Raw genomic sequence first — 18,427 nt, forward strand, 5'->3', positions numbered from 1 at the left:
TTGCAGTAAACTATTCTGGTAAATATCGCTACAGAGTTGGTGAGGTTTGCCGGTGACACACGAAGAACTGTTGCAAATTATTGAAAAAGCTGCGAAGGAAAAGGTAACAGAGCTAGACCTATCTAACAAACAACTCAGCAGCCTGCCACTAGAAATCGGCCAACTCGCTAATTTGACAAGGCTATACCTCGGTAACAATCAACTGAGGAGTCTACCGCCAGAAATCGGACAACTCGCCAATTTGACAGAGCTATCCCTCCACAACAATCAACTGGAGAGCCTACCGCCAGAAATCGGCCAACTCGCTAATTTGACAAGGCTATACCTCGATAATAATCAACTGGGGAGCCTGCCACCAGAAATCGGACAACTCGCCAATTTGACGTGGCTATACCTCGGTAACAATCAACTGGGGAACCTGCCACCAGAATTTGGACAACTTGCCAATTTGACAGAGCTATCCCTCCATAACAATCAACTGGGGAGCCTGCCACCAGAAATCGGACAACTTGCCAATTTGACAGAGCTATCCCTCCATAACAATCAACTGGGGAACCTGCCACCAGAATTTGGACAACTTGCCAATTTGACAGAGCTATCCCTCCATAACAATCAACTGGGGAGCCTGCCACCAGAAATCTGCCAACTCCTCAACTTAACAGAGTTATCCCTCGATAACAATCAACTGGAAAGCCTGCCGTCAGAAGTTTGCCAAATTTCCAACTTAACAAGGCTATACCTCGGTGACAATCAACTCAGTACTTTACCGCCAGAAATCTGCAAACTTTCCAACTTAATAACGCTATACCTTAATGACAATAAACTCAGCACTTTACCGTCAGAGGTTTGCCAACTTTTCAACTTAACAACGCTATACCTCGGTGGCAATAAACTCAGCACTTTACCGTCAGAAGTTTACCAACTTTCCAACTTAATAACGCTATACGTTCATGACAATAACCTCAGCACTTTACCGTCAGAAATCTGCCAACTCTCCAACTTGACGCGGTTATACCTTGATCACAATCAACTCAGGAGTCTGCCACCAGAAATTAGCCAACTTTCCAACTTAACGCGGTTATACCTTGATCACAATCAACTCAGGAGTCTACCACCAGAAATTGGCCAACTTGCCAACTTGACAATGTTATATCTCGGTAACAACCCTATAACTTCGCCACCACCCGAAATTATCGAGCAAGGAACCCAGGCAATTTTGGCCTATCTGCAAGAAAAGTTAGAAGATAGCCAACGCCAATGGGTTTCTAAACTGTTAGTAGTTGGTGAAGGTGGTGTAGGCAAAACATCCTTATTAAGAGCGTTACGCGGTGAAGAATTCGACACCCAAGAATCAACCACCCACGGTATTGAAATTAAATCCCTCGCCATAACCCATCCCGCAAAACCAGATGTCACCATGCAGCTAAACACCTGGGACTTTGGCGGACAAGAAATCTATCATGCTACTCATCAATTCTTCCTCACCAACCGTTCCCTTTTCTTACTTGCCTGGAATGCGCGACTGGGATTTGAGCAAGGTAAACTCTACTATTGGCTAGATACCATCAATGCCTTAGCGCCGGAATCACCCATTTTACTTGTCGCCACCCACATCGACGAACGCGACGCTGACCTTCCCCTCAAGGAGTTACGCGACAAGTATCCGCAAATTGTTGAACACTGCAAAATTAGTTCTAAAATCAGCCTTGGTATTGAAGAACTCCGTCAAGCAATTGCCGACACTGCTGCTAAACTGCCCTTAATGGGTGAAATCTGGCCTACGACTTGGTTAAATGCTGCTAACGCTATTCGTTCTCAGCCAGAAAAATACATCACGCCGCAGCAGTTGGGGAAAATCATGGCTGAGTCTGGAGTTGCGGACATTAGTCAAGAAGTACTGGCGCGATGGCTGCATGAATTAGGTGAAATTCTCTATTTTCAAGACAATGAAGAACTCAATGATACAGTCATCCTCAAACCGCAGTGGGTGACAGAATATATCAGCAAAGTTTTGGAAAGCGAAGAAGTAATTAACAAATTTGGCATCTTCACCCGCCAGGAAATGGATAAACTCTGGCAAGATTTAGCGCCATCAATGCGTGACCATTTTCTGCGCCTGATGGAACGTTTTGACCTTTCTTACCGCACTTTAGAAAACCGAGATATCAGCTTAATTGTTGAACGTTTGCCTTTTGACCCGCCGAATTATGAACAGCAATGGCAGCAAATCAAAGCTAAAGCAAATTGCCATGAAATTTCGATGAAATTCAAACTCAATACTATTCCGGCGGGGATTCCGACTTGGTTTATTGCCCGTCAACACCGCTTTACAACTAACACCCATTGGCGCAACGGGGCATTGTTGGCTTATGAACAAGAACATTTAGCTTTGGTAGAAGCAGTGAAGGGCGATCGCTATATTAAACTAACAGTACGCGGTGCTAACCCGTTAAATTTCTTCGTCCTATTACGAGATGGCATTGAAGTAACTCTCTCCAGATTTCCCGGCTTAGATATTCAACGCACTATCCCCTGTCTTGGCCATGATGGCGAACCCTGCACCCACGAATTTGACTATCACCAATTATCCAAACGTTGGGAAAAAAAGAAATCAACCATTGAATGTCCCGAAGCCATAGAAGATGTATCAGTTGCCGAACTTTTGTATGGCTTAAATTTTCATACCCAAAATGCGGTTTTAGAACGTATTGATGAATTAGAAACAAAAGTCATTGATAAACAAGCAACTATTCTCAATGAACTCAAAAATCTGCGCGAACTTTCTCAACGAGAATTTACTAATATATTCCGCCGCGAACAAGCAAAAATCGATTCGCATTGTCCAAATATTTTTGTTCTGCGTCCCCGTACTGGTAAATCTTGGCAAAAAGCCCTAGCCGGACAAAAAATAGATTTACAACTTTATTGCCAAGCCCCAGGCTGTTGGCATCCTACCCAAACAGGCGGTTTATATGAAATCGATGAACCTGCCAAATGGCTGAGAGCAACTGCACCTTATATTGGTAAATTATTCAAAGTCTTGAGATTTGCTGCACCCATAATTGGCCCTTGGCTGGGTGTAGTAGACCCTAAAGAATACGAAGCAATTTATAAAAATGATTTGGAATTATTTAAAGAACTAGCCGAGAAATTACCAGAAATTCAAGATGCCGCAGATTTAGAATTAGCAGATAAAATTGCCAGAGGTGAAGATTTAGATCCCGAACGCGCCGACGGTGCAGCCTTGCGTGCTTTACGCCAACTGTTAGAAGAAAAAGATCCCCAACAACATTGGGGCGGCCTCAAGAAAGTATTAACACCAGAAGGACATTACCTTTGGCTGTGCGAACACCACGCAGCCGAATATAAACGCTAATAAGAGGAAGTGCGATCGCTTTCTCGATTATCTTACAAAATGCGATCGCTACAAGGTTTACCTAGCTTCGCAGAAATCAAATATGATTCCCATAGTAACCAAGGGAACCAAGGGTATAGGCGTGTAAGGGTTTTAAACACATACACCTTTCTTGAGAACCTTAATTGTCTATTGGTATCAAATAAACAAAATTTAGGGACAATCTTCCTGTGGTTACTTTCATCTAGAAAGCAATCATAGGAACATTGTCCCTATTTTTAATTTGATTACTGAGTCTGGAGTGCTGAGGAAAATACTAGCCTCTCTAATTTACTCAGCCGTAGCTAGTTCAGTGCTACCGCGTGTCTTGCGGCGGGTGAGGCTGTTGTACAACATCATACCGATCGCTTTGATTAAGTTGCCTTCTAATTCTTGGAACATTTTCATATTCGTCCCAAAGGCTGCATTGGCTTCATCCACGATGCGATCGCCTGTGGCATCATCAATGGGTAGTTCGTCTAATGTTTGACGATACTTAGCTTTAAATCCCTTCTCATCAGGAATTTCGGCAAATTCATAAAAGGCGGTTCCTTGTCCATCGCTCAAATTCATTGCTGTCACGGCAATGTTCTTGAGAATTTGTCCCCCGGATAAGTCACCCAAGTAACGAGTGTAAGAATGAGCAATTAATAATTCTGGTTCGGTTGCGGAAATTTCGCGGATGCGTTGCACATAAGCTTCCCCGGCTGGCGATAGTTTGATTTGTTCGCGCCAGTTAGCACCGTAATAGTAGCTTAAGTCTTGCTCTAAAGTCCGCTTGCGGTGCAGTTGGGGGAAATTAATTTTAGAAACGATGGGGTGTTGGCGATGCTTTTCCATCTCCTCTTCCATTGCCGAGTAGACGAAGTAAAAGTTAGCCACTAATTTCCGGTAGGAACTTTTTTCTACCACTCCTTTTAAAAAGCACTTGACAAAACCTACATTTTCTGCCATCGTGTGGGCTTTTTTTGTGCCGACACGTAACTTGCTGGCTAAATTGCTGCTCATATTAAAATTTCTCACCTTGAAAAAGGATGTACCGAGGTTCCGATTTACGAACGGCTAAGAAAGGTCATTAAAAAGTTACATTAAAACTATTTGATGAGAATTTATATTAAAAATTTTTAAGCAAACAGATTGTATACTTTTGTGAAGCTGCATCAGACTACAAAATAGTAACTACTCTATTCATTATCAAGGTGGAAATCTATAATCAGGAATGGCGATCGCTAAAAATTCTGTATAAAAACTTTACAAAGCTCAGAAAAATTTTAGAGATTTTCACTTAAATAGGTCTGGTAGTAATAGATTTCTCAAAAGAAAAACAAGTATATATTTAAAGTGCTGAGTAATGAGTGCTGAGTGCTGAGTAATGAGTTTGGAGTAAAAATACTAACCTCTAGCTTCTCCCTAAACTTGTTTCATTAAAAAGTAAAGTAAAATTTTCCAGTGTTATGGTGTGGGGTGTTTAAATATTATGGTGTCATCAATAACTCGAACTCAAGGCAACATCCAAGGTCTTGCGGTTGTAGAATCTAATCATGGAGAAACGGAACTGAACAAAAATTTGGCGTTTAGTTTGATACCATTACCAGCGACTCCCCTGTTTGGGACAGATGGGATTCGGGGTAAGGTAGGAGAATTACTGAATGCGCCTTTGGCTTTACAAATAGGTTTCTGGACAGGTGTAGTTTTACGGAATTATGCAGGTGAAACAAGACCAGTAATTCTGGGACAAGATTCGCGCAACTCTAGCGATATGTTGGCAATGGCTTTGAGTGCGGGGTTAACAGCCGCAGGCATCGAAGTTTGGTATTTGGGCTTATGTCCTACTCCTTGCGTTTCCTATCTTACCAGCATGAGTGAAGCGATCGGCGGCGTGATGATTTCTGCCAGTCACAACCCACCGGAAGACAACGGGATTAAAGTTTTTGGTGCCGATGGAGGGAAGTTACCACAAGCATTACAAGCAGAAATTGAAGCTGGATTGCGTGGTAAATTGCCAGTTACAGGCGGGATGAATTGCGGTAGACATTATTCTCGGCAGCAGTTAGTGAGTGATTATAGCCAAGCTTTAAAACAACCATTGCAGCGTGAGGGAAATCTGCAAGGAATGAAGATTGTTTTAGACTTGGCTTGGGGTGCAGCCGTTGGTTTAGCACCACAAGTATTTAGGGAAATGGGCGCAGAAATTATCTGCTTACATAATGCCGCAGATGGCGATCGCATCAACGTTGATTGTGGTTCTACTCACCTGGATATTTTGCAAGCCGCCGTTCAAGAACATCAAGCTGATGTAGGTTTTGCCTTTGATGGTGATGCTGATCGCGTGTTAGCTGTAGATAATACAGGTAGACAAGTCAATGGCGACTATATTCTTTATTTGTGGGGTCGTCATTTGCAACAACAGCAACAACTCCCCGATAACCTGATAGTTTCCACCGTCATGGCAAACTTAGGGTTTGAACGCGCTTGGCAACAACAAGGTGGTAAATTGATTCGTACCGCCGTTGGTGATCAATATGTGCAAGCCGAAATGTTGCGGACTGGTGGAATGCTAGGCGGCGAACAATCTGGTCATATTTTGTGTAGACACTATGGCTTGACTGGCGATGGTTTATTAACCGCCTTGCATATAGCCAACTTAGTCAAACAAACTGGTGTTTCCTTGGGTGAATTAGTTGACCAAAGCTTCCAGACTTATCCCCAATTATTAAAGAATGTCAGAGTTGTAGACCGCGATCGCCGTTTGGCTTGGCAAGAATGTCAACCTGTTCAAGATGCGATCGCTCTCGCCGAAACCGCAATGGGTAATACTGGTAGAATCTTAGTCCGCGCCTCCGGTACAGAACCAGTCATTAGAGTCATGGTGGAAGCGGCTGATGCGGAACTCGCCCAACATTGGACAAATGAATTAGTCGCCAAAGTCCAACAACACTTGGCCTAAGTAATTCTGAGTTCAGAAAAAGATTATCTGTGAAGAATCTACGGTAGGACTTATGCAAAAAAACGAAAAAATAAGGTTTTAGAACAGGGTACAGGGGTATGAAGGTGTAAGGGTGTAAGTATTCAAAACCCTGACACCCCATACCCTTTCACCCCTACACCCTGAACCAAGGTTTTTGGGGCAGAACGTAAAAAACCTACACCTGTCAGTGTACCCCTACAACCTTCCCAAAACCCTTGATTTTTCGTTTTTATGCGTAAGTTCTACTGAAATTAACCATTAATCACTTCTCCGCCATTTACATGAATGACTTGACCAGATATGTAAGAAGCATCATCAGAAGCTAAAAATACATAACTGGGTGCGACTTCTTCTGGTTGTCCTGGTCTTTGCATGGGGACTTGTTTACCAAAAGTCTCGACCTTTTCTTCAGGAAAAGTTGAGGGAATTAATGGTGTCCAAATGGGGCCGGGTGCTACTGCATTGACTCGAATTTTCTTCTCGACCAAATTTTGAGATAACGAACGAGTAAAAGCAACGATCGCACCTTTGGTAGCAGAGTAATCTAATAGTTGGGGACTACCTTTATAAGCAGTTACTGAGGTAGTGTTGATAATGACACTGCCTTGTTTCAAATGTTTTAATGCTGCTTTTATCAGGTAAAACATTGAAAAAATATTCGTGCGAAAAGTTCTTTCTAACTGTTCTTTGGTAATATCTTCAATGCTTTTTTGCGGGTGTTGTTCAGCAGCGTTATTTACCAAAATATCTAGTTTACCAAATTCACCTAATGTTTGTTTAATAGCGTTTTGGCAAACAGTTTCATCGGTAATGTCACCCGCTATAGCTAAGGCGCGTCTACCTTGTTTTTCTACCAAGTTTTTTGTTTCTGTCGCATCCCCATGTTCATTCAGGTAAACAATCGCTACATCTGCACCTTCTTTAGCAAATGCGATCGCTACAGCCCGACCAATACCACTATCTCCACCTGTAATTAATGCAACTTTATTTTTTAATTTCCCACTACCGCGATACTGTTCATCTTCAGCTTTCGGTCTTGGCTGCATCTCAGATTCAGTACCTGGTGGTTGTTGCTGCTGTGGTGGTTGTAATTTTTCTTTTTGTGTTGATGCTGGCATGAAATTTTTCCTGATATTATTGTTGTGTTTCTGCGATCAAAAATGCCTATGAATAAACCTTGGGTCGATAACTCAAGCCAAGGTTTACTGATAGATTTTGCTTTCACTTACATATAGTAAGTTGGTGCATTTTTACCCCGGATATTAGCCAAATATATTCAACTGACATTAATTCTCCCCACACCCTAAAAATGCTCTTATTCTGACCACGGAAAACAAAGTACACAACTCTACTTATCGATAAAGAATTAAAGTCTCTTTATCTGTTTTTAAGGTATCTATTAAGTTAGGAGTATTAATCAATCTCTAGATGGAAAGCGATTATCTGCTAACTCAATCTGAAGAGTGAAATGATCGCAGTTATATTTGAGACAAGGGGGACAAGGGGGACAAGGAAGACAAGGGAGACAAGGGAGAGATGTTTGTAAATGATTTAGGATATTTATATTCAGTTTCAACTGACAATCTTGGAGCTTATTCCTCAGTGATTTAAAATTGCTATGTATTCTCAAGTACAACACCTTTTATCTTGATGACTACTAAAACATTGGGTTTAGCAGAAAATTTATATGAATATTTGCTATCTGTTTCTGTGCAGGAACCAGAAGTATTAACGCAATTACGCCAAGAAACCGCCCAACATCCAATGGGAAGAATGCAAATTGCACCAGAACAAGGGCAGTTGATGTCTTTGCTGGTAAAGTTAATGGGAGCGCGGAAAACTTTAGAAATTGGCGTGTTTACGGGCTATAGTACTTTGGTTGTGGCGTTAGCACTACCAAAAACAGGCAAAGTCGTAGCTTGTGATATTAGTGAAGAGTTTACCGCGATCGCTGGTCGTTATTGGCAACAAGCCGGAGTCGCCGAGAAAATAGACTTACATCTCGCCCCAGCACTGGAAACTTTGGATAGTTTATTAGCAGGTGGTGAAGCCGAAACCTTTGATTTTGCCTTCATCGACGCTGACAAAAGTAACTATGATGGTTACTATGAGCGATCGCTACAACTAGTCCGTCCGGGTGGATTAATTGCCATTGATAATGTTTTATGGTCGGGTAGAGTTGCAGAACCCGAAGTTCAAGACAATCGCACCAAAAAAATCCGCGCTTTCAATCAAAAACTCCACCAAGATTCCCGCATCACCCTTAGTTTAATTCCCATCGCCGACGGCTTGACCTTGGCACTTAAAAATTAACTCTCCACAATACCTTTGCGCCTTTGCGCCTCTGCGTGAGATAAATAAACAATGCCCGAAATATTTGCCACCACTGGAACCATCGCCGCAATCGCTACTGCTGTTGTCCCCCAACAAGGTAGCGTTAGTATTGTGCGCGTCTCTGGTTCCCAAGCAATGGCTATTGCCCAAACATTATTTCACGCCCCAGGAAAGCAAGTTTGGGAAAGTCATCGCATTCTCTACGGTTACATTCGTCATCCCCAGACGCAAAAACTTGTAGATGAAGCTTTACTCCTAGTAATGAAAGCACCACGTTCCTACACCCGCGAAGATGTGGTGGAATTTCATTGTCATGGTGGAATTATTGCTGTCCAACAGGTTTTGCAATTATGTCTAGAAAATGGCGCAAGATTAGCACAGCCAGGAGAATTTACCTTACGGGCATTTTTAAATGGCAGACTCGATTTAACCCAAGCCGAAAGTATTGCGGATTTAGTCGGGGCGAAGTCTCCCCAAGCCGCCCAAACTGCCTTAGCTGGTTTACAAGGAAAATTAGCTCATCCCATCCGCCAGTTACGCGCCAACTGTTTGGATATTTTGGCAGAAATTGAAGCGCGAATTGATTTTGAGGAAGATTTACCCCCGTTGGATGATAAAGGCATCATATCAGCAATAGAAAAAATTGCCGCAGAAATTACTCATTTATTAACAACTAGAGATAAAGGGGAATTGTTGCGTACAGGGTTAAAAGTGGCAATTGTCGGTCGTCCGAATGTGGGGAAATCCAGCTTGTTGAATGCTTGGAGTCGGAGCGATCGCGCCATTGTCACCGATTTACCCGGCACAACCCGCGATGTGGTGGAATCGCAGTTAGTGGTGGGCGGCATTCCTGTACAAGTCCTAGATACAGCAGGTATTCGAGAAACCGCCGACCAAGTTGAAAAAATCGGCGTAGAGCGATCGCGGCGTGCTGCAAATGCAGCCGATTTGGTATTATTCACCATCGATGCGAGTACCGGTTGGACTGAAGGCGACCAAGAAATTTACGAACAAGTACAAGACCGTCCCCTAATTTTAGTCATTAATAAAGTTGATTTAGTTGATGAAACTACAAGCCAACTTCTACAATCTAAAATCCAAAATCCAAAATCCAAAATTCTCACCGCCGCCTCACAAAATCGCGGAATTGATGATTTAGAAACGGCGATTTTAGAAAAAGTTCAACTCGGTAAACTGCAAGCGGCTGATATGGATTTAGCAATTAATCAAAGACAAGCGGCGGCTTTAACCCAAGCTAAAATTTCTTTAGAACAAGTACAAGCCACAATTGATCAACAATTACCCCTCGACTTTTGGACAATTGATTTGCGTGGTGCAATTCAAGCATTAGGAGAAATTACTGGCGAAGAAGTTACCGAGTCGGTTTTAGATCGAATTTTTAGCCGCTTTTGTATTGGGAAATAAACTTTACACAGGGCTGGCTGTTGGTCGGACAATTACTTCATTAATATCCACATAATCTGGTTGAGACACAGCATACAAGACAGCTTGAGCGATCGCATCTGGTTGCAGTGAAATTCTGCGGAATGCTTTTAACGCATCTTTGCCTGACTCTTGAGTAATATCAGAACCAAGTTCAGTTTCAACTACACCAGGAGAAATTGTCGTGACGCGGATATTGTTTGATTCTTGGCGCAATCCTTCCGATATTGCCCACACAGCATATTTTGTCGCGCAGTAAACCGCAGCCGTAGGAAATACCGCATGAGCAGCAATGGAAGCAGTATTAATAAACTGACCACTACCTTGGGCTTCCATTATCGGTAAACCAGCTGCAATTCCATTCAAAACACCACGGATATTGACGTTAATCATGTTGTCCCATTCGTCAACTTTCAAGTCGTTAATCCGCGACAAAGGCATAATACCCGCATTGTTATAAATAACATCAATCCGCCCGAACTTTTCCACAGCAAAGTCAATAAACGCTTTCACATCTTGGCGACTGGTCACATCTACCGCTTTGAATTCTGCTTGACCGCCAGAGGTGTGAATCTCTGCAACAATTTTCTCTAGCTTTTCAGTTCGTCTTGCGCCTAAAACAACCTTTGCACCGTGTTTTGCCAATAATTTAGCAGTCGCTTCTCCAATCCCACTACTAGCACCGGTGATGGCAATAACTTTATTTTCTACGTTAGACATAATAATTTTCCCTGGTGTTCAAAAACAGATAGCACTTTTGAAGTAAATGAAGTACACCATGAGTATTAATTAATGAGTAATAAGTAAATTTCTGAATCATTACTCATTACTTTTTTCCATCAGTTGCTGTACCTCATCAACATCAAATCTGCTGTATTTTTTGGGAGACTTTATTTTTTAGGCATCTATTTACTTGCCTAATTTTTTTGCCTGCCCTTTTGTATATGTTCATCATATTTACAAGCACAAGATGTTGAAATGCACAAAAGTCGTAATATATTGCCTAATCCTCCAAATTTTCCCTGAATACATCTAGGTATATTCTTTATAATGAGTGAAGAGAAATGGGGAATGATTATGGCGATGGAACTGCTGACGCAAACTCCAGTTATCGATGAATGTCAACAACTCGCAGCATTAATAGAAAAGCACACCGCCGCGAAAGGAAACGGGACTCACAAAACAGCGATTTCTCAGATGGAATTTATGCGAGAGCCGTCACCAAATACAGCAATCTGCGCTGTTTATCAACCAATTTTAGCGATCGTGCTTCAAGGTAAAAAAAAGGCGCTGCTGGGTGAAGAAAGCTATTTTTATGGCGAAGGTCAATATCTGGTTGTCTCCGTTGATTTGCCTATTAATGGATTTGTTGTAGAAGCAACACCAGATAAACCCTATTTAGGATTCAAGCTGAATTTAGACCCAGTTCAACTCTGTGAAATTATTACCCAAACTAAACCAAATACCACTAAAAAAGAACACTCTGTCAGAGGCTTGTTCATCAGTAATGCTTCAGCATCTTTACTTGATTGCGCCATCAGACTCACAAAGCTTTTAGATACACCCCAAGATATTCCCATCCTCGCACCCATGATGATGCGAGAAATTTATTACAGGCTATTAATGGGTGAACAAGGAGAAGCTGTACGCCAAATAGCCACATCTGGTAGTAATATGCAGCGCATTGCTGAGGTAATTAAACTGATCAAAACTGAATATACCAAACCGATGCGAATCGAAGATTTAGCAGAACAGGCGAGTATGTCGGTTTCGTCTTTCCATCACCATTTCAAGAAAGTCACTTCCATGAGTCCACTGCAATATCAAAAGCATTTAAGACTCTTGGAAGCACGTCGTCTGATGCTTGTTGAAAACTCCGCCGCGATGAATGCGGCTTATCAAGTCGGTTATGAAAGCCCATCACAATTCAGCCGTGAATATTCTCGGATGTTCGGTGCGCCACCAGTGAAAGATGTGGAACGTTTACGTTCACGGATAGCAGGCGGGAAACAGTAGAGACGTTGTATACAACGTCTCTACTAAGTAATTAAACAGAATTAATGACAGACCTTCTTTTGCTATAACCTTTAACCTGTAACCTTTTCACCTCAATTCACCGTCCACCAAGCCAAAGCATAAGGTTGAGTGGGGAGGTTGACTTGTTGACGAAACTGCACACGAATTTTGTAATTACCATTTGTCGGCACGGGACAAAAAATATGTTCTACACTATCAATTGGACTTATAGAAGAACAAACAGCAGCAGTTTCAGAGTTTTTCGCATCCGCTTTGACTAGATACAGGTCAAGATTATTCAAACCTTTATCGCTAAAACTTTCGCCAATATCAAACACTTGGTTTTGATTGCGATCGCTCAACTCAACTAATCTATCCCAAGCCAGTGTAATCGAAACAAAACTTCCTTGCTTCAACGGTTTAGTTAACTGATAATCAACCGCATTTCCCGCCGTGACTTGGCGATAATCCCAACCAACTGCGGAAACAGCTTTTGTCGGTTCCCACTGACCCGCGCTAAATTGTTGATAAGCCCGAAAAGCATTTAAATGACCAGTCCCCATTTGAGCATCTAAAGGAATTTTTGGGTCTTGGTAAGCATCAGACTCTAACCAATTTTGATTTTGTTTATCAATGAGTGTCCGCGTCATTCCCAAGCGTAAGCCGTTACCACTGTCTTGGACTTTATCGGCGGAGTTGAGTAAAACTGCTTTCATCACTTGATGACGACGACTGTCAACACTCCAGTTAGGTTTTTTGGTTCGCAGTTGGCGATCGCCAAATTCCTGTAACAACGCTACAGTTGCTGTAACATGAGGCGCAGCAAAACTTGTACCTGTAGCTTTATTAATTTTGCCGTCAGGATTCAGCAAAGGGATATTACTCCCAGGCGCAACTATACTAACAGCACGACGACCATCAGCATTAAACTCTCTTCCGGCTAACCTACCACTTACTCCCTGATTTAGCCCCGCCAGGTTAGAAACATCTACTTTATTAAAAATCCCACCCCGTCGGGATGAAAAAGCCACGTTAACTCCATTAAAATTATCTGTAGGAATCGGAATACCCCCTTTACCTTGATTGCCGGCGATCGCATACAAAACATCGTGAACCCGGCTTGACCAATCAACGCACATCGTTAACAAAGCATTCCCATCTAGAACAGCATCCGGTCGTGGATCACGGTTGAGGGGTTCGCCAAAGCTAAAGTTAATCGCGCGGATATCGCCACCGTTTTGTAGTGCTATGTGCTGTGCTGATATGCACTCTTCTGGCTGACCCATATTTTTCGTAGATCCTACAGCCGAAGAATACAGCCTCGCTCCCGGCGCTACCCCTGGTAAAGCCTTATCTGTACTTACCATCACCCCAGCCACATTATAAGCGTGGGGGTCAACACCCGTATTTGACTTCGCCGGGCCATTGCGTAAAAAAACCGCCGCCAAAGATATCGTGCGATTTTTCGAGACCGCCTTATCCCAACCAAACATTCCCGGACGACCGATTTCTACTTGACCAATGGCTATCTTACGACCGATTAAATTATAAGGAGGCTGATGTAGTTTTAAAGCATCAATACCATTTGTTCCTAAAGATGTTTGTAAACCTGAAGCCATTACAGGCACACTCAAACAAGAAGCACTCAAACCCCAAATTAGCCAGTTTAGTTTTTTGTTCATAGTTATTAGTCAATGGTCAATGGTCAATAGTCATTTGTCATTTGTCAATGGTCAATAGTTCTTCTTCTTTCCCCCTTATCTCCCTTGTCTCCCTTGTCCCCCTTGTCTTTCTGCTCCCCTACCTCACCATTTCCTGACAAAGCAAAACTAAATTAACGAGAATTACTCAATATTTTGTTACACCATTTTGTTACAATGCCTACAGACGAGGAAGCTTAAAAACCCACTAGCCATGACCCAAAACCGATCTGAAAAGCCCATTGTGATTGCTCCATCTATCCTATCAGCCGATTTTAGTCGTCTGGGCGACGAAATTCGCGCAGTAGACGCAGCTGGAGCAGATTGGATTCATGTTGATGTAATGGACGGTCGTTTTGTACCTAATATTACGATAGGCCCTCTGGTTGTGGAGGCGATTCGTCCGGTTACTACAAAGCCTCTGGATGTCCACTTGATGATTGTGGAACCAGAAAAATATGTCGAAGGTTTTGCTAAAGCCGGTGCAGATATTATCTCCGTACACGCTGAACATAATGCTTCCCCACACCTACACCGCACACTCGGTCAAATTAAAGAACTTGGTAAACAAGCAGGGGTAGTACTCAATCCTTCCACACCCTTAGAATTTATTGAGTACGTACTCGAACTCTGTGACTTAGTACTCATCATGAGTGTTAACCCCGGTTTCGGTGGTCAAAGCTTCATTCCTGGCGTATTACCAAAAATTAGAAAACTGCGTCAGATATGCGACGAACGTGGACTCAACCCCTGGATTGAAGTTGATGGTGGACTCAAAGCCAACAACACCTGGCAAGTTTTAGAAGCAGGTGCTAACGCAATTGTGGCTGGTTCTGCTGTATTCAACGCCAAAGATTATGCGGAAGCTATTACCAATATCCGCAACAGCAAACGCCCCACACCAGAACTAGCAAAAGTGTAAGCGCATAAAGTTTTGCATTAATTCAAACAGGGTGGACATTATCTAAGTTGTCCGCCCTATTTTTTTGTTTCACCTTCAAAACCCCCACACCCCTACACCCTTACACCCTTACACCCATTCTTAACTGTTACCTATCATCTATCACCTGTCACCTACTTCTCGCCCAACTAGTAGTTTTCCAAAAGATGAAAAATAAAGTACCTGCAACTAAAGCCCCAAGATTCCATTTCACAGAATTTTTGAGTAAATTTAATCGCTGAGTCGATTGATTAGCTTGTGCTTGTAGCTTGATTCTCTCTTTAGCTTGTGAAACCTCAGACAAAACTTTTGTTTTTAATTCTTGGGGATTACTTGCATCTACAGAACGACCTTGACTTTTCAGGAAACTTTCAATTTGCTCTGGTTTAGCTTGGCTCAACTGCTGTTCAACTTGTTCGGCTTGAGTTATCTGCTGCTGAGATAAGTTGTTAATTTGATTATAACTTTGTTTACTCAGTCTAACAGTATTACTCACACCAACAGGAATTAGTAATATAAAAATGATTGCTAATAATAAACTTAGCCAAGATAGCAACCTAACAGTAAAAAATTCCCACTTAGCTCTAGCATGTAACTCACCAAAAAAGACTAACGCTAAACCAATTAAAGTTACAGGGATTCTTTCAACTAATACACCAAAAGCTTGAAATTCCCAAACAGGATTCATAAAGCTAGGTGGTACTAAAGTTTCCACTATATCAAATAACGCCAATAACAATAATCCATAACCAAGGACTCGCAAAATTGTCATAGAGCCTACTTGGTTGAAGGCAAATTCCTGCAACTCTTGAATTACGGGAATTAGTTTATCAGTGTTTGATTTGGTCATAATTTATAGCAAATGTTACGTAACGATAAAATCTCATTTTGACCCTCCGAATTTTGGATTTTGGATTTTGGATTCTTTAGGGTACAAGCCCCACCCCGCAGAATTTTGGGTTTTGGATTTTAAATTTTGGATTTAATCTAAAAGACGCTCCTGCGTCGCTAACGCTACGCTATCGCAAATCTAAAATCAAAAATTGTTTATCCCTTGTGGTCGGGGTCAATCCAAAATTGCAAATCTAAAAATCCAAAATTGGTTGACTTGTGATTTCTGTTGGCTGGAGTTGATCAATGTAAACTTCGCTTCTGATTTCCTCCAGCTTCGGCTTTTTGAATGACTGCTTTTGGAGAACATTCAAAAACACTACAACTACACAGCCTAGAGTGACAGCTAATAATAAAATCCGCAGTTTACTCCAAGTCTCCATTAGCTTTCAGCCCTTGTAATATTCTTGTCTTTCTCTGCTTTTTGATTGAGTAAGAACCAGTAAAATATACCAAAAAGTATGACTGTAATCATCCCAAATATTAAAGAACCATCTCCGACATGCCAAAATTTAAAAGAATTTTGATTTTGATTCGCTGCCATAACAGCTAAAATTGCCACTCTGACTGCATTCACAATAAAAGCAATAATTACAGCCACTATCGGCACAAATATTCTTTTTTTACGTTCTGGAGGAAACATTAATAAACCAATTACAGCTAACCCTAAAAGATGGCATATCCACTCTATCCCGGCACAGTTTTCTGCTACTTTAATGCCACCTGTTGGTAAATTTATATAGACATCTTGGAGAGCTACTTCAAACCCAGCATACCAAAGCATTAATGTAGAGAATTTGGCGGTTAAAATAGATAAGGGTTTAATATCTAATAATGCAAAGATTAATACTTTAGGAACACCAGCAAAAAAAATAATTACTAATTCTTGCCAATATTGCTTTAATCCCTGATAGCCAGAAGCTAGTAAACTCAGTCCTAACGCTGCCACAAAGGGCGCTATGTGAGTATAAACTGCAAATAATTTTCCAGGTGGAAAATGAGTACTATACCAAAGTACAATGCCGATTAAAACTGTGCCTAAAACACTAGAAATAACATCACTTTCTAATTTCAGTTTATGTTTTTTATCTCCTAATAGTGAGAAGACAGCGAATAAAGCTAAAACTGTCATTCCCAAATGAGAATCATCATCTGCTTTCCAAATGATCGTTAAAAGTGTTGCAACTAAACCTCCACCTATTCCTAATAACCACAGTTGAGGGTTGGTGAGTGGTTGGGGAAAAATGCGAGTTGCTTTCATGTACTTTTTAGATTAAATGAATGATGACTATTAATTTGTGATCAAAATTTTTTAGTAATTTTTTTAATAAGCATAGTATTTTAGAATACTACTTAAGTAAATATAATCAAACTTTTTTATAAATTTTTATTAAATCTTTAAGTTCACAAGTTACTCATTTTCCTCCCAAAGCAGTGATAAATGCCTTATTTACAGGATTTATCTATCATCATTGGTTGATGAATTATGTAAATTTTGTGTAAACTTATTTTCTGGCAATCATAAATAAAGTGTATTTTTATACTTTATATTGAGAGTTAGGATAAAAGTATTTTCCCGGTTTTTGAGATGCACAATTAGTAGAATATTGCAAGCATTAATATGTAGATTTTGATGTTTTCTAATCTTGCGTTTTTGTATGAGATATTTACAAACTATTAAGTACTATGGACAAGAAATTGCTGTCATCAATTTCTGATTAGAATTTAAATTAGTAAGTTTTAAATTTTTATTATTCAAAAATATGAACGCGGGATTTGTGCATAAGATTCCTATGCTACCCCTTGTACTATTGTGGTTGGCTTATGCCTTACTGGGATGGTATTTGGCAGTGCATCACATTGTTTGGTTAGTGGGAGCTTTTATTGCGGCTGTGGCGATCGCGGTTGTCCGCAGAAGTAATGCTTGGCTGGAAGAGCTAACGGCTTTTGGTTCTAAAATTTTAATTGTGATTTTAACTTTAGGTGCATCAGTAGCTTTAGTAGCAACTTGGTCAGTATTGTTTAGTTTATTTTTAATACCGATCGCAACTACATTGTTAGCAGATTTAGAAATGCGTTTTGCCGGCTTCGACAAAAAAGAGTCATTTCGGGTGTTAACATTCTTGGCAGGAACAGGTTTATTTATTGGTGAAGCCGTAGATTTGCTCTTCTTCCCCAGTAGTAGATTTTAAAGCTGGCGGAGATATTCTGGCGGCACAGCATCTACTAACCACACACCATTGTCAGAACAGTAGAAGATGTAACCCGCCTGATACATAGTCGCTGTATCCACCGCAAAAACTACGGGTTTACCATGTCTTGCGCCGACAGTTTTGGCTGTAGTTATATCCTGTGATAAGTGGACATGATGGCGAGACATTTTGCTGAGTCCAGTTTGCAAAATAGACTCAACAGCTTTGTGTCCAGTACCGTGATACAGCACATCAGGCGGGACAGCAGGTAGTAATTGTAAATCAACTTCGACGCTGTGTCCTTGGTTGGCGCGAATTAAAGTACCAGTAGAGTCAAAACTAAAGCGTTGTTTATCGTTGGTGGCGACTACTGCTGTTAATTCCTGGCGAGTAATCGGAAACTTATGTTCAGCACAAGCCGCTAAAAGTTCATCCACTGCAACCCAACCACCAGGCGCAAGTTTAATCCCTAAAGATTCTGGTTGGTGGCGGAGATATTTGCTTAAGAATTTACTAATCTTGACTAGGCGGGGAGTATTCATATAGCAG

Annotated in this window: 15 protein-coding genes; 7 read left to right on the forward strand and 8 right to left on the reverse strand. The window is 41.3% G+C overall.

The window, feature by feature from the left end:
* Positions 1 to 52: 52 nt before the first annotated feature.
* The gene (locus H6G77_RS10030) at positions 53 to 3,376 is read left to right on the forward strand and encodes a leucine-rich repeat domain-containing protein (protein WP_190871485.1); all 3,324 of its coding nucleotides are present in this window, start codon (positions 53 to 55) and stop codon (positions 3,374 to 3,376) included.
* 309 nt (positions 3,377 to 3,685) lie between these two features.
* Here the strand turns inward: H6G77_RS10030 and H6G77_RS10035 are convergent, their stop codons facing one another.
* Positions 3,686 to 4,402, reverse strand: a complete 717-nt coding sequence (locus H6G77_RS10035; protein WP_190593517.1) for a heme oxygenase (biliverdin-producing) — start codon at positions 4,400 to 4,402, stop codon at positions 3,686 to 3,688.
* Between the two features lie 469 nt (positions 4,403 to 4,871).
* On the opposite strand from H6G77_RS10035, the gene glmM reads away from it, so the two are divergent.
* A complete protein-coding gene (gene glmM / locus H6G77_RS10040) occupies positions 4,872 to 6,341 on the forward strand; it encodes a phosphoglucosamine mutase (protein WP_190871486.1) in 1,470 nt (489 codons plus the stop codon).
* Between the two features lie 272 nt (positions 6,342 to 6,613).
* Here the strand turns inward: glmM and H6G77_RS10045 are convergent, their stop codons facing one another.
* Positions 6,614 to 7,480 carry an SDR family oxidoreductase gene (locus H6G77_RS10045; protein ID WP_190871487.1) on the reverse strand — a complete coding sequence of 289 codons (867 nt, stop codon included), beginning with the start codon at positions 7,478 to 7,480 and terminating at the stop codon, positions 6,614 to 6,616.
* Positions 7,481 to 8,012: 532 nt separating this feature from the next.
* Between H6G77_RS10045 and H6G77_RS10050 the strand changes: the two genes are divergently transcribed.
* Both H6G77_RS10050 and mnmE read left to right on the forward strand, forming a co-directional pair.
* Complete coding sequence (locus H6G77_RS10050) at positions 8,013 to 8,675, forward strand: class I SAM-dependent methyltransferase (RefSeq protein ID WP_190871488.1); 663 nt, start codon at positions 8,013 to 8,015, stop codon at positions 8,673 to 8,675.
* Between the two features lie 51 nt (positions 8,676 to 8,726).
* Positions 8,727 to 10,121 (forward strand): tRNA uridine-5-carboxymethylaminomethyl(34) synthesis GTPase MnmE, encoded by a 1,395-nt coding sequence (mnmE, locus tag H6G77_RS10055; RefSeq protein ID WP_190593525.1) that lies wholly within the window; start codon positions 8,727 to 8,729, stop codon positions 10,119 to 10,121.
* A 3-nt stretch (positions 10,122 to 10,124) separates the two neighbouring features.
* On the opposite strand, the gene H6G77_RS10060 is transcribed toward mnmE, so the two are convergent.
* Positions 10,125 to 10,859 (reverse strand): SDR family oxidoreductase, encoded by a 735-nt coding sequence (locus H6G77_RS10060; protein ID WP_190871489.1) that lies wholly within the window; start codon positions 10,857 to 10,859, stop codon positions 10,125 to 10,127.
* Positions 10,860 to 11,189: 330 nt separating this feature from the next.
* On the opposite strand from H6G77_RS10060, the gene H6G77_RS10065 reads away from it, so the two are divergent.
* On the forward strand, positions 11,190 to 12,155 hold the full coding sequence (locus H6G77_RS10065; RefSeq protein WP_313954489.1) for an AraC family transcriptional regulator: 966 nt from the start codon (positions 11,190 to 11,192) through the stop codon (positions 12,153 to 12,155).
* A gap of 92 nt (positions 12,156 to 12,247) precedes the next feature.
* On the opposite strand, the gene H6G77_RS10070 is transcribed toward H6G77_RS10065, so the two are convergent.
* Positions 12,248 to 13,837 carry a S8 family serine peptidase gene (locus H6G77_RS10070; RefSeq protein ID WP_190593526.1) on the reverse strand — a complete coding sequence of 530 codons (1,590 nt, stop codon included), beginning with the start codon at positions 13,835 to 13,837 and terminating at the stop codon, positions 12,248 to 12,250.
* Between the two features lie 232 nt (positions 13,838 to 14,069).
* Here H6G77_RS10070 and rpe point away from each other — a divergent pair, with 232 nt between their 5' ends.
* A complete protein-coding gene (gene rpe, locus H6G77_RS10075) occupies positions 14,070 to 14,777 on the forward strand; it encodes a ribulose-phosphate 3-epimerase (protein ID WP_190593527.1) in 708 nt (235 codons plus the stop codon).
* Between the two features lie 148 nt (positions 14,778 to 14,925).
* Here the strand turns inward: rpe and H6G77_RS10080 are convergent, their stop codons facing one another.
* The 3 genes from H6G77_RS10080 to crtA all read right to left on the reverse strand — a co-directional run bounded on the left by H6G77_RS10080 (position 14,926) and on the right by crtA (position 16,947).
* On the reverse strand, positions 14,926 to 15,645 hold the full coding sequence (locus H6G77_RS10080; protein WP_190593529.1) for an HpsJ family protein: 720 nt from the start codon (positions 15,643 to 15,645) through the stop codon (positions 14,926 to 14,928).
* Between the two features lie 235 nt (positions 15,646 to 15,880).
* A complete protein-coding gene (locus tag H6G77_RS10085) occupies positions 15,881 to 16,069 on the reverse strand; it encodes a hypothetical protein (protein WP_190593531.1) in 189 nt (62 codons plus the stop codon).
* Positions 16,069 to 16,947, reverse strand: coding sequence for a cyanoexosortase A (gene crtA, locus H6G77_RS10090; RefSeq protein ID WP_190871490.1), 879 nt, complete (start codon positions 16,945 to 16,947; stop codon positions 16,069 to 16,071). Before crtA ends, H6G77_RS10085 begins: the two co-directional genes overlap by 1 nt.
* Positions 16,948 to 17,449: 502 nt before the next feature.
* Here crtA and H6G77_RS10095 point away from each other — a divergent pair.
* Positions 17,450 to 17,878: a hypothetical protein gene (locus H6G77_RS10095; RefSeq protein ID WP_062288628.1), complete on the forward strand. Its 429-nt coding sequence runs from the start codon at positions 17,450 to 17,452 to the stop codon at positions 17,876 to 17,878.
* On the opposite strand, the gene H6G77_RS10100 is transcribed toward H6G77_RS10095, so the two are convergent.
* On the reverse strand, positions 17,875 to 18,420 hold the full coding sequence (locus H6G77_RS10100; protein ID WP_190871491.1) for an RNA 2'-phosphotransferase: 546 nt from the start codon (positions 18,418 to 18,420) through the stop codon (positions 17,875 to 17,877). The genes H6G77_RS10095 and H6G77_RS10100 overlap by 4 nt on opposite strands.
* Positions 18,421 to 18,427: the final 7 nt, after the last annotated feature.

This window comes from Aulosira sp. FACHB-615 (assembly GCF_014698045.1).
Lineage (GTDB): Bacteria > Cyanobacteriota > Cyanobacteriia > Cyanobacteriales > Nostocaceae > Nostoc_B.